Raw genomic sequence first — 12,433 nt, 5'->3', positions numbered from 1 at the left:
AGGAAAGGCAATCGGAATCTACGATTCACCAGGAACCGGAATACCTAAATGACGGTATGCCTGATGAGTTGCAATTCGGCCGCGCGGCGTTCGCTGCAGCAAGCCAACCTGCATCAAATAAGGCTCGTACACGTCCTCGATCGTTTGGCTTTCTTCACCAATGGTCGCCGCGATCGTATCAAGACCAACCGGCCCTCCCCGGAAACCCTCGATCATCGCTTTCAGCATCTTATGATCGATTGCATCAAGCCCCATCGGATCGACGCGCAGCAGCTCAAGCGCATTACGCGCCAGCTCGTGCGTAATAATACCGTCGCCACGTACCTGAGCGAAATCGCGTACCCGCTTCAGCAGCCGGTTCGCAATACGCGGGGTTCCGCGAGAACGAAGCGCAATCTCTGTCGCAGCCTCGCCGACGATGGTGACGCCAAGAATGTCAGATGCACGAGAAATAATGAACGCTAACTCATCCGTCTTATAATATTCCAATCTACTGACAACGCCAAACCGATCGCGAAGTGGAGCAGACAGCAAGCCTGCCCGCGTCGTCGCACCGATAAGCGTAAACGGTGGCAGATCGAGCCGGACTGACCGAGCGCTTGGTCCCTTGCCGATCATAATATCCAGCGCGAAATCCTCCATCGCCGGATACAGTACCTCCTCGACCGAACGGTTCAACCGGTGAATCTCATCAATGAATAGGACGTCACCTTCCTGCAGATTGGTCAGCAGTGCGGCAAGATCGCCCGGTCTTTCGATCGCCGGACCTGAGGTCGTTCGCAAATGAACACCAAGCTCATTGGCTATAATGTTCGAGAGCGTCGTCTTGCCAAGTCCCGGTGGACCGTACAGCAGCACATGATCAAGCGCTTCCTTCCGCATCTTAGCCGCTTCTATAAAAACTTTCAAATTATCCTTCACACTTGACTGGCCGATATATTCGGCCAAATATCGGGGACGGAGACTCAGCTCAACCGCCTGATCCTCCATCATTAAATTGGCGGATATTAATCGTTCATCCATGCCTCATCCCCCTTTCATACATCCCTTACCCCTTGAACAGCTGCTGCAGCGCACGCTTCATCAGTGAGTCGATTGACTCCTCCGGCGTTATCGTGTCTCGTAGTCCAGCATACGCTTTGTCCAGTTCCGCTGCAGTATAACCAAGCGCACCGAGCGCTTCACGCGCTTCCGGCCAAGCGCCGGCCGCTGCCTGCTCGCCCGAGGCTCCACCGACTGCAGCAGCGTCGTTCCACGCGGAAGCATCGGCACCGAACGCCAATGGCGCATCGCCGAGCTTATCCTTTAAGTCCAATATCATTCGCTGCGCCGTTTTCTTCCCGATACCAGGCAGCTTCGTTAGAAAATTAACGTTCTCCTGCTGAATAGCCGCTACGATCGATTCCGGCTTGCCTCCCGCAAGAACGCCAAGCGCCACACGCGGTCCAATACCCGAAACCTCGAGGAGCTTACGGAACATCGTCTGTTCTTCTCTAGTTGAGAAGCCGAACAGCTGAATCGCATCTTCCCGGACATGATGATGAATGTATACAGTAATTGGTTCACTGGAACGGGCGAACGAATAAGGGTTCGGTGTAAAGATACGATAGCCGACGTCCCGAACATCCATTACAATGTATTCCGTCTCCCAATGAACGACCGGTCCTTTTAAATAATCAATCATAATTTCGGCACCCCGTTCATTCTGTTATTCAAGACAACGGAGTGTGCATGACAGATGGCAACAGCCAGCGCATCCGCGACATCGTCCGGCTTCGGTATGGCGCTAAGCTTAAGAAACATACGCACCATCTCCTGCACCTGCCGCTTCTCCGCCTTACCATAGCCGACTACGGCCTGCTTCACCTGCAAAGGGGTATACTCCGCAACCGGAAGCCCCCGCTGGGCAGCAGCCAATATGATGACGCCGCGAGCTTGACCAACAGCAAAAGCCGTCGTCACGTTGCGGTTGAAAAAAAGCTTCTCTACCGCGACGGAGTTCGGCTTATATTTATCCATGAGCGCTCCGGCAGACTCGTATATCTGTACCAGGCGCGTTTCTTGCGGGGTACCCGCCTTGGTCTCGATCGAACCGTACTGCACGGGCGTGAGCTTGTGTCCATCCTTGTCTATAAATCCGAATCCCGCGATCGCGATCCCGGGATCTATGCCAAGCACGCGCAATGACGTCCTCTCCTTACGAACCTATTAACGAAAGCTATCTTCCATTATAGCAAAAGTTCGTTCACATGAGAACACGCGTTTCTCTTATCCTGCTAACAACACGAACTAACAAGCGGCCGCTCCATCATGGAGCCGCCGCTAATGCAGCATCTCTATCGCTTACTGCGGGAAGGAAGCATAACATCTCTCGAAGCATCGATCGCAAAATCGCTGAACGAGGACAGAACACTATAATAGGTTTCTTTGTCTTCAATGCGAATGCCATCTGTTAACCGCTTTACCTCCTCCCTCGGCAGCCTGCTTTCCATCACCCGGATGTCGAGCTGATAGAACGTCCGGACGACCTTCTCTTTGCGGGGAGGACCATCATACAGAGTAAGTCTTCCTGCCCGGTCCAAACCGAATACGGCATGCTGCTTGCACGCTTCTGATAGATCGCTTACTTTTTCCTCAAGAACAAGAAGCGGTACTCCATTCTTCGGCTGGTTAAGCCTAGCGAATGACACGGACGGCCTTTGCGCGGCTCGTTTGGCTCGCTCGACGGACAATAGGCCTAGCGAACGGAATTCTTCTCCGCACAAGTAAGTACGGTGAATGCGAACCTTCAGGGGACGATTAACCTTATCAATCGCTTGTGCAATCTCCTCCGCTTGAATTGGCGTAAGGTCAGACGCTCCATGGGCATGCTGCCCGTCCCCTCCTGCCAGCAAACTATATCCAACGGCAGCAATGATGCTAGCCAGCGTCCATACCGGGCGTCCGTTGCGGCGAAGCTTACGTTTGAGCTGTTTCCATAGACTAAGAGCCCTCATGGCGAATAACCCCTTACATCCCTTTTTTCCGTTAGTGTGGCACAATGTAAGGGAAATATTCACCGCTCATACCAAACCAAACAGCACGGCCGCAAGACCGCGCTGTTCGAAGGTGTCATTATTATCTATCATTAATCCAAGGCTTGCTGCGGCGGCGAACCTGTGGACGCGGCACAACGCTGCGTACGGACACCTTTTTGACCGGCTTGCGAGGCGGGTTACGTCTCACCGGGTTCGTCGTGTTCGTCGTATTCGCCGTGTTCACCGTCGGTCCCGTATCCACTCCAGCATCCGACTGGCTTAGCTGCGCATCTTCTTCGTCCCGGCTGCCGCAGCCGCATGATTGGTCAGATACCGCTTGCTGCACCGGCCATGTCGGATAGGCGCCATACGGCCAAGTCGATTGACCCGTCGACCATGGATCGACAGCCGTCGGTGAGCCGTAGCCATATTGCTCCGGGCTAATGCCTGCAGGCGATACGCTTGGAATACCGTAACCAAACGGCTCTATGCCGGCTGGCGATAGCGCAGGATTGCCGTAACCGTAAGAATCCGAACCGACATTAGCAGGTGAGACGAGCGATGGAGAACCATATCCATGCTGCTCATGACCAATACTCGCAGGTAAGACGGTCGGTGCTCCATAGCCATAATGCTCCAGACCGACGCTGGCTGGCGACACGACAGACGGTGTGCCGTAGCCGTATTGCTCCGGTCCAACGTTCACGGGCGACACCTGCGATGGCGCTCCGTAACCATAATGCTCCGGCCCAACGCTCGCTGGCGACACCTGCGATGGCGCTCCGTAACCATAATGCTCCGGTCCAACGTTCACGGGCGACACCTGCGATGGCGCTCCGTAACCATAATGCTCCGGCCCAACGTTCGCTGGCAATACCTGCGTCGGAACTCCGTAGCCATAATGCTCCGGCCCTGCATTCACCGGCGAAACGAACGATGGTGCTCCATAGCCATAATGCTCCGATCCAACGTTGGCCAGCGAAACATCAGGTGCTCCATAGCTCGTATGATAACCTGTATCAGCAATCGGACTTACGGCAGGCTGATCGCCATACCCATAACCGTACTCACCATACCCATAGCCAGTCGAAGCAGGCGAGATGTGCTCTGGCATATGCGGAACACCGTATATGGCACCAGCTTCAACAGCTGGAATACCGCATTGCTGAAACAGGTGGACATTCTGCTGATGATATTCCACATGAACAGGATAAGGCTGAGGCTTCTCAACAACGAGCTTTTCTGGTGCAGGCATTGGGGCCGGGATCGGCGCAGGTATCGGTGCAGGAGTCGGCGCCGGAAGCGTTATTGGGGGCTGCTCTGCTGATTCCGCCTTCGGCGCTGTCGGTGTCTTTCCAATTGGCGCTGTTGGAGTTTTTTCAATCGGCGCTGTCGGCGTTTTGCCCGTCGGTTTCTTCCCTGGGAGGATACCGGTAGGAATTTTACCCGCCAAGTCTTGCACAGTGTTCAGGATCGAAGAAGGCTTAAACGGATTGTGGCCGCCTGAAGATACAGGGTTCAATTGAGCATGCACATGATGTTGATTCACCTTTGGAATGTTTACGATGTCGCCTGTCAGCAGAACATTCGGATTTTTAAGCTGAGGGTTTGCTTTAATGAGATCGTTCAGCGGAACTCCCCAAGCTTTGGACAGCTTCCATAACGTATCGCCCTGCTTCACGACATGCTGATGCATGATCGCTCCGCCTCCCGAATGCTTGCTGCCCCCAGACCCATGTTTAGAGGAAGGCACCTTCACCTTCATTCCTACGTCAATGACATCGGGGTTTGTAATACTCGGATTTAGCTTTAAAATTTCTTCGAGGGTAACGCCGTATTTTTGCGCGATCGCATACAACGTATCCCCTCTTTTGACAATATGGATTTTCACTCCCCGCAAACCTCCTGTCACGGTCTTATCGCAGGCGATGCAGCACTTATAGGGCATCTGCCCGCCAATCATTACATCCTATGCAGGACGTAGGCCAATGTCCCCGACCGGACGAAAAAAATTTGCAGGCCAAATTATGGACTGCCGAAAGTCAATAAAACCGACAGACAGTCGCCCCTTTTATTTGAACTCATGAGTGTGGGCTTATACTTTCGCAACAGATGAGTATGCGACTGTCGCGATTCCTGCATTGCGTGCATGCTTTGGTCAACTCGCATTCCACAAATGGCCCAGTTAGTACGCTAAGTGCAGGAATTTTCCCTTCATTCCAGATCACAACGAGCTTCTTGCGCGACTTTTTATGTATTTGGTGCAGACTTCTCGAGTTCAACAAAAAAAGGTTGGGCAGAAAACAAACACATTGTTCTCTACCCAACCACCATTAATTCATTATCATTCAGGCTTGTATGTAAAAGTCGGATACGACCCCAGCAACCGCACCTGAAATCCAATGGCTTCGATCTCTGCAACCGCGGATTGCAGCAAAATCGAATCCATAGACATTTCGATATCGATCAAAAAATAGTACGTACCTAGACGTTTCTTCGTCGGACGGGACTCGATGCGCGACATGTTGATACGGCGCCATGCGAGCGCCGATAACACTTGATGCAAGCCGCCCGGGTAATCCTCTTGATGCGACACAATGATCGTCGTTTTATGCTTGTCAGATAATTTGCCTTGAAGCGGCTTCGGTCCGACGAGCAAGAAACGGGTAAAATTGTTATGATGATCCGTTATCGATTCCTGCAAAATATCAAGGCCATTGTTCGCAGCAGCCGTTTTCTGGCCGATCGCCACCCAGCCCCGTCCTGGATTGTCCCGTACGATACGTATCGCATCAGCCGTCGAGCTGACATGCTCCAGCTCCGCGTTCGGCATATGATTACGAATAAATTGCAGGCATTGCGCCATCGCAACAGGGTGACTCATCACTTTAACGATCGGGCTGTAATCAAGCTCACCGGTATCCGGCAAACGATCGAGCTCCGATAGTCGACCGACGAGATTTTGTACAGAAGGATATATCCATTCAGCCTGAATAGGCAGATCGACCTCGTTCACTAAAATCTCGGTATGGAGGCTCACAGAGCCATCAATCGTATTCTCAATCGGGATGACGCTGAAGTCCGTCTTGCCCTCTACCGTACTTGCAAAGACGTCCGCAATCATTTGGTAATAGACAAACTCTACACCTTCAACATCTTTGAGGAGATAACGGGCTGCCTCGTCCGATGTAGAGCCTTTGGTCAATACGGCAACCTTCATTATACAGTCGCCTCTCTTCCGATCCGGCTCATCAATGGCGTTAGATCCTCTTCCGCAATCCGCTCCCATTGTGCGCCATGCGGATACGGCTTCAGCCATAACGTTTCTGCTTCAATGCCTTCTTGTCCAAGCGTATCCTTCAAGAAACGCTCCAGCTCCTGCTTACGGCTGCTGCCGCTGTCCACGAAGCTGATCAGCGTCGGGCCTGCACCGCTAAGCGCCGCGCCGAGCGCCCCGTGCTCCACAGCCTGTTCCAGAATAGTCGTCATACCCGGAATAAGCGCCGCACGATATGGCTGATGAAGCCGATCACGCATTGCTTTGCTAATCAAATCAAGCTTGCCCGCTCCAAGAGCAGCAACGAGCAGCGAGCTTCGTCCAATGTTGAACACCGCATCCTTCAGATCGACTGTCTTCGGCAGAGCATGACGCGCTTTCTCCGTTGACAGCTGGAACGACGGTACCGCTACGAGCGTCTCAAGCGACGGATGCGGCTCGATACGTACGTGGTCGGCGCGTTCTCCGTCCCATGACGAGACAACAATGCCGCCGAACAACGACGCGCCGACGTTGTCGGGATGGCCTTCCAGCTTCGTAGCGAGCTGAAACAGCCGGTCATCGGACAACGGCGACCCGATTAGAGCATTCGCTGCAACGAGCGCACCGACAATAGCCGATGCACTGCTGCCAAGCCCGCGTGTAAGCGGAATGTCACTGTACATCGAAATGGCGAGCTCCGGCACCGATACGCCCGCTTCCTCAAATACCATTTGTGCTACTTTATAGATCAAATTCGTCTTATCTGCAGGTACGCCTTTCATTTGGTCTCCGTGCATAGTAATACTCGTTTCCTTCGCAGCCGACATCTCGATCCATGCGAACAGAGACAGCGCCATTCCGAGTACGTCAAATCCCGGTCCCAAATTGGCCGTACTGGCCGGCACTTTAACGATTACACGTGATCCGTTCATAATTCCCCTCTTTTCAGCCTATTTCAAACGTCGAACCGGACGTCCGCATCATCGCGCCGTCCGGTCCCGATAAATCCGGTAGTATAGATTCGTATGGCATTAGCCTTCGACACGATAAACACTCTTCACTTGGCGAATGACGTCCAGCGATTCGAAAGTATGGAGTACCTTCTTCATCGAAGCCTTGCTTGCATCATGCGTAATAACAATAATTTCCGCCTCAGGGTTGTCCGGGTTCGGCTGCTGCAGTACCGATTGCAAGCTCACTTCATGCTCTGCGAACACTTGCGTAATGCGGGCCAGAACGCCTGCACGATCCTCTACATGGAGAAGCAGGAAATATTTCGAGCAGATTTGCTCATCGGTTTTCAGCTTCTTCTCTTTGTATGCCGTAACGCCCTGCAGGCCGTTAACGCCGAGCTTCATGTTTTTCACGACGGCCACCAGATCGGCTACGACTGACGTTGCTGTCGGCAACTCGCCTGCCCCGGCGCCGTAGAACATCGTCTCGCCTACCGCTTCGCCGTGAACGTACACAGCGTTGAACACGCCATTGACCGATGCGATAGGATGGCTCAGCTTCACCATCGTTGGCTGAACGCTGACGCTGATGTAATCATCTTGGCGCTCCGCGATGCCAAGCAGCTTCACTTCGTAGCCAAGGCGTTTCGCGTACGCAATATCTTCTTGGCTGACAGATGAGATACCTTTGACGTCCACATCCTCCAGCGCTACGTTCGCACGGAAACCAAGCGTCGATAGAATCGTCATCTTGCGAGCAGCGTCGAGCCCTTCCACGTCGGAAGTGGGATCTGCTTCGGCATATCCGAGTTGCTGCGCTTCCTTCAGCACACCTGCGTAAGAGGCGCCTTCCTGACTCATCTTCGTCAGAATATAGTTCGTTGTACCATTGACGATACCCATAATTTTCGTAATACGGTCCGAAGAGAAGCCTTCAATCAGCGTGCGGATAATCGGAATGCCGCCCGCTACGCTAGCTTCGTACAGAATGTCACACTTATTCTCCTTAGCTGCCGCAATGATCTCCGGCCCGTGCAGCGCCATCAAATCTTTATTCGCCGTTACGACATGCTTACCGAGCTTCAACGCTTCTAGGATGTACGCTTTCGTATCTCCGATTCCGCCCATTACCTCGACGATAACGTCGATTTCAGGATCACGGATAATTTCCCAAGCATCCTCAGTCAGCTTCGACGAATCGATGCTGATCGCACGCTGCTTGGATTTATTTTGGACTAAAATCTTCTCAATTACGATAGCGGAGCCCACTTGACTCTGCAGATCCTCCTGATGACCTTCAACAATACGGACAACGCCCGTTCCGACCGTTCCTAGACCAAGCAATCCTACTTTAACTGGCTTCATGCATGTATCCTCCATCAACCATTAATTTATCCTTGCCCGATAATTGACGCCTTCCGGACGCCATCTAGCTGACGAAGACGCGTAAGCAGCTCCGACAGCTCTGCTGTCATGAATGAAGTATCGACCGACAGCACGACATTCGCAAGCCCTTGAAGTGGTATGCTCTGATTAATCGTCAGTACATTACCTTCCAATCCAGCCACAAGTCCAAGAACCTTGGACAGCATGCCCGCCCGGTGCTCAAGATCCATCGACACCGTCACTAGCCGTTCCCGATCCAGCTCACTCAGCGGATATACGCCATCCTTATATTTGTAGAACGCGCTTCGACTAAGTCCGACTCGTTCCACCGCCTCATGTACCGTTGCCGCTTCGCCCCGCTTCAACATATCCTTCACCTGAATCGTCTTCATGATCGCTTCCGGCAGAAGGTCCTCGCGGACGACATAATAAACCTCTGTCATCATCGTCCTCCCAGGAAAGACAACTGTTCATCTATAGTGGACATTATACCCGACTTCAACGAATGCGGCAATAGGCAAAAAGAAAGAGGGACAGCTAGTCGTAATATTCCTCGAAATAAAAAAGACGGGCGGCCCCGTCCTTGTCTAAAATATATAGTCACTGCCTTCGAAAAATTCAAACTGGTAATGTCCAATCCGGCAAATGTCTCCGTCCTTCGCACCAATCTTCCGCAGCGCAGCGTCGACACCAAGGTTGCGCAGAATGCGGGCAAAACGCATAACGGCATCATAGGAGGTCAAGTTCGTTCGCTTCAAGATACGTTCAATTCCTTCGCTCTCGACGACGAAAATTTCATCTTCTTTATAGACACGGAAAGTAATTTCATCCCGTTTCTCGAACTTGTACACCTTACGCTCAGCGAGCTCGCTTACTTCCTCCAGCAGCGGCTGCTCCGGTACCGTCTCCAACACATCGGCTGCCTTATAGAGCAGCTCCTGTATTCCTTGTCGCGTTAGCGACGATATTGGCACAATGTCGTAATGACGATCTCCTGCTGCTTCCGCAAGCTGCTCCTTGAACAGCTCAAGCAGCTCCTCGGCGCCCGGCATATCCATCTTGTTCGCAGCTATAATTTGCGGACGATCCGCCAGCTTCTCGTTGTACTGGCGAAGCTCGTTATTAATTTTGACCCAATCCTCGAACGGATCGCGTCCTTCCGTTGCCGCCATGTCGACGACGTGAATGATAACACGTGTACGCTCCACATGGCGTAAAAATTCGTGACCGAGCCCGACACCTTCACTTGCGCCTTCAATCAGGCCTGGCAAATCTGCCATCACAAAGGTACGGTCGTCTCCAACGTCCACAACACCGAGATTAGGCGTAATCGTTGTAAAATGGTAAGCGCCGATCTTCGGCTTCGCGCCGGATACAACCGAGAGCAGCGTCGACTTGCCCACGCTTGGGAAGCCGACCAGACCAACATCGGCCATAACCTTCAGCTCAAGCACAATCCAGCGCTCTTCGCCTTCTTCTCCGTTCTCTGAAATATCCGGCGCTGGGTTAGCAGCGGTTGCGAACCGCATATTACCGCGTCCGCCCCGACCGCCTCTCGCGACGATAACCTCTTGCCCCTGACGGGTCATATCGGCGATAATTTCCTGCGTATCATCATCAATAATAACAGTGCCCGGCGGAATCCGTACGATCATATCTTCCGCATTCGCACCATGCATGCCTTTCACTTTGCCCCGTTCGCCCGGCTTTGCTTTAAAGTGCTTCTGGTACCGGAAATCTACCAACGTACGCAGCCCCTCGTCAACACGAAAAATGACGTTGCCGCCGCGTCCTCCGTCACCGCCTGCAGGACCGCCGTTCGGAACGTACAACTCCCGACGGTACGATACGATCCCGTTGCCGCCATCGCCGCCTTTGACAAATATCTTCGCTTTATCTACAAACATGCTGTATCTAGCCTCCGTTTCAACCGCGCAGTTCAGCCTTTAGCGGCAGTTCCGCAAGCGATTGCTCCGAACTGATCGGCTGCAGCGGCGAATTTCTTAGCCGCTGTTTTATTTTGTGCATCGAATCACCGATGTCATTCCATTCTCCATCGCAGAAAAAGACGGCATGCAGCGATTTATCGTCCCGGTACAATCGGAGCGTCAGCTTAGCCGGTTCCCCGGTTCCTTGCTTAATGCCGCTTCTGTACATATTCAAAAGATCGATTAAGGTAAGCGCTACGCCTTCCCGATCGATCGGTAGTTCCTCCAGATCCAAATCGCCGTCGATATCTACGGACAACTGAACCGAATGAGTCATCGTCCGGAACGATTGCAAGTACGTCACAAGCGACGGCACTCCAAGCTTCGCGATGCGGCTCTCCGCCGCCATCCGTTCCCGGTTGCCTTCGATGTACTGTACAATTCTTTCCTGCTTATTCATCCGGATATACCCATAAAGCACCTGAAGATCGTTCATCCAATCGTGCCGATGATGATTGATCGTGCGGATCGATGCGATCTGCAGCGCCCTTTCTACCCTTTGAAGCCTAATTCGCTGCTCCTTGCGCTCCGAGTAAACCCATACCACAATCGTAATGAACGTCCATAGAGCCGCAGTAACGATCGGCCACCAAGCGTTTCTCCAAACGAATAATGAAATAAAGGGAAGCAGCAACGATATGGACACGATATATTTTGCCGATCCTATCCGATTCATTCGTGATAATCCCACTTTCTATGTAGGGCATATAGGCAATATAACACGGATGAGCTGCTAAATCATGAAAAACCCGGCCTGTTACTTCAGGCCGGGCACTTGTTGAAGCGGTATTATTCGACTGCTGCAGCTACCGCTGCTTCAGCAACTGGATATACGCTAACTTTTTTACGATCGCGTCCCCAACGCTCGAATTTAACGACGCCTTCCACTTTCGCGAACAGCGTGTCGTCTTTACCGATGCCTACATTGTTACCCGGGTGAACTTTCGTTCCGCGTTGACGGAACAGAATGCTGCCCGCTGTAACGAGTTGGCCGTCAGCGCGCTTCGCGCCCAGACGCTTCGAGTGGCTGTCGCGTCCGTTCTTCGTCGAGCCTACACCCTTCTTGGATGCGAACAGCTGAAGATCCAATTTCAACATGGTGGTTTCCCTCCTCTATTGTACGAATTGCTCTTGAATGGTCACGTACTTCCTGTACGATTCCTGGATCGATCCGATCATGACCGCCATACTTTCAAGCAGCAGCTGAACTCGTTCGTCGACGGACGAATCAGCTTGCGCCGGTATATCCGAACTCACCCATCCGTCACGTACCGAGTAGGGCAGTACAACGCCTGCAACTGCTTCAATCGCATTCACTGTACCAACGGTTACGGCGGAGACGCCCGCACAGACAATATCTTGTCCCCGCTTCGCATAGTTCGCATGTCCAGAGACTTCGAACCTTACGATTCGGCGAGTCGTAACGTTCCGCGTTAATGTGACCGTAATCATGCAGTAATCCGATTACGCTTGAATTTTCTCAATCGTCACTTTCGTGTACGGTTGACGGTGGCCTTGCTTGCGACGGTAGTTTTTCTTCGCTTTGTATTTATAAACGATGATTTTTTTACCGCGGCCTTGCTTCTCAACTTTAGCAGAAACCGATGCGCCAGCTACAACTGGCGTACCTGCTACGAGTGCGTCGCCTTTGGAAACGGCAAGAACGCGGTCGAACGTGATGCTCTCGCCTGCGTTAGCGTCGAGTTTCTCGATGTAGAGTACATCGCCCTCTTGAACTTTGTATTGCTTGCCGCCCGTTTCGATAATTGCGTACATGGATGGTGCACCTCCTTAATAGTGAAGACTCGCCTGATGCAGGTGGCAACGCAT

At 52.5% G+C, this 12,433-nt stretch carries 14 protein-coding genes and 1 other annotated feature (1 of these 15 running past the window's edge); all 14 genes read right to left on the bottom strand.

The window, feature by feature from the left end:
- Positions 1–18: 18 nt before the first annotated feature.
- A complete protein-coding gene (gene ruvB / locus PXY01_RS10910) occupies positions 19–1,023 on the bottom strand; it encodes a Holliday junction branch migration DNA helicase RuvB (protein ID WP_127569887.1) in 1,005 nt (334 codons plus the stop codon).
- A 25-nt stretch (positions 1,024–1,048) separates the two neighbouring features.
- The gene (gene ruvA / locus PXY01_RS10905) at positions 1,049–1,684 is read right to left on the bottom strand and encodes a Holliday junction branch migration protein RuvA (RefSeq protein WP_127569886.1); all 636 of its coding nucleotides are present in this window, start codon (positions 1,682–1,684) and stop codon (positions 1,049–1,051) included.
- Positions 1,681–2,184: a crossover junction endodeoxyribonuclease RuvC gene (gene ruvC / locus PXY01_RS10900; protein WP_127569885.1), complete on the bottom strand. Its 504-nt coding sequence runs from the start codon at positions 2,182–2,184 to the stop codon at positions 1,681–1,683. Before ruvC ends, ruvA begins: the two co-directional genes overlap by 4 nt.
- 152 nt (positions 2,185–2,336) lie before the next feature.
- Positions 2,337–2,996 (bottom strand): BofC C-terminal domain-containing protein, encoded by a 660-nt coding sequence (locus PXY01_RS10895; protein ID WP_127569884.1) that lies wholly within the window; start codon positions 2,994–2,996, stop codon positions 2,337–2,339.
- A 121-nt stretch (positions 2,997–3,117) separates the two neighbouring features.
- A complete protein-coding gene (locus PXY01_RS10890; RefSeq protein ID WP_164744380.1) occupies positions 3,118–4,908 on the bottom strand; it encodes a LysM peptidoglycan-binding domain-containing protein in 1,791 nt (596 codons plus the stop codon).
- 453 nt (positions 4,909–5,361) lie between these two features.
- Positions 5,362–6,240, bottom strand: a complete 879-nt coding sequence (pheA, locus tag PXY01_RS10885) for a prephenate dehydratase (RefSeq protein WP_127570002.1) — start codon at positions 6,238–6,240, stop codon at positions 5,362–5,364.
- Positions 6,237–7,208 carry a homoserine kinase gene (gene thrB / locus PXY01_RS10880; protein ID WP_127569882.1) on the bottom strand — a complete coding sequence of 324 codons (972 nt, stop codon included), beginning with the start codon at positions 7,206–7,208 and terminating at the stop codon, positions 6,237–6,239. The genes pheA and thrB overlap by 4 nt, the downstream gene beginning before the upstream one ends.
- Before the next feature lie 99 nt (positions 7,209–7,307).
- Positions 7,308–8,594 (bottom strand): homoserine dehydrogenase, encoded by a 1,287-nt coding sequence (locus PXY01_RS10875; RefSeq protein WP_127569881.1) that lies wholly within the window; start codon positions 8,592–8,594, stop codon positions 7,308–7,310.
- Positions 8,595–8,620: 26 nt separating this feature from the next.
- On the bottom strand, positions 8,621–9,058 hold the full coding sequence (gene thrR, locus PXY01_RS10870; RefSeq protein WP_127570001.1) for a transcriptional regulator ThrR: 438 nt from the start codon (positions 9,056–9,058) through the stop codon (positions 8,621–8,623).
- 144 nt (positions 9,059–9,202) lie between these two features.
- Entirely contained in the window at positions 9,203–10,522 is a 1,320-nt protein-coding gene (gene obgE, locus PXY01_RS10865) for a GTPase ObgE (protein WP_127569880.1), read from the bottom strand.
- A 19-nt stretch (positions 10,523–10,541) separates the two neighbouring features.
- On the bottom strand, positions 10,542–11,279 hold the full coding sequence (locus tag PXY01_RS10860; RefSeq protein ID WP_127569879.1) for a Spo0B domain-containing protein: 738 nt from the start codon (positions 11,277–11,279) through the stop codon (positions 10,542–10,544).
- A 113-nt stretch (positions 11,280–11,392) separates the two neighbouring features.
- On the bottom strand, positions 11,393–11,701 hold the full coding sequence (rpmA, locus tag PXY01_RS10855) for a 50S ribosomal protein L27 (protein WP_127569878.1): 309 nt from the start codon (positions 11,699–11,701) through the stop codon (positions 11,393–11,395).
- Positions 11,702–11,716: 15 nt separating this feature from the next.
- A complete protein-coding gene (locus PXY01_RS10850) occupies positions 11,717–12,055 on the bottom strand; it encodes a ribosomal-processing cysteine protease Prp (protein WP_127569877.1) in 339 nt (112 codons plus the stop codon).
- A 12-nt stretch (positions 12,056–12,067) separates the two neighbouring features.
- Entirely contained in the window at positions 12,068–12,379 is a 312-nt protein-coding gene (gene rplU / locus PXY01_RS10845; protein WP_127569876.1) for a 50S ribosomal protein L21, read from the bottom strand.
- 15 nt (positions 12,380–12,394) lie between these two features.
- Positions 12,395–12,433, bottom strand: a sequence feature (ribosomal protein L21 leader region); it runs 41 nt beyond the window's last position.

Origin of the sequence: Paenibacillus xylaniclasticus, assembly GCF_004001065.1 — a bacterium.
GTDB lineage: Bacteria > Bacillota > Bacilli > Paenibacillales > Paenibacillaceae > Paenibacillus_T > Paenibacillus_T xylaniclasticus.
This window is presented reverse-complemented; position numbering and strand designations above follow the sequence as displayed.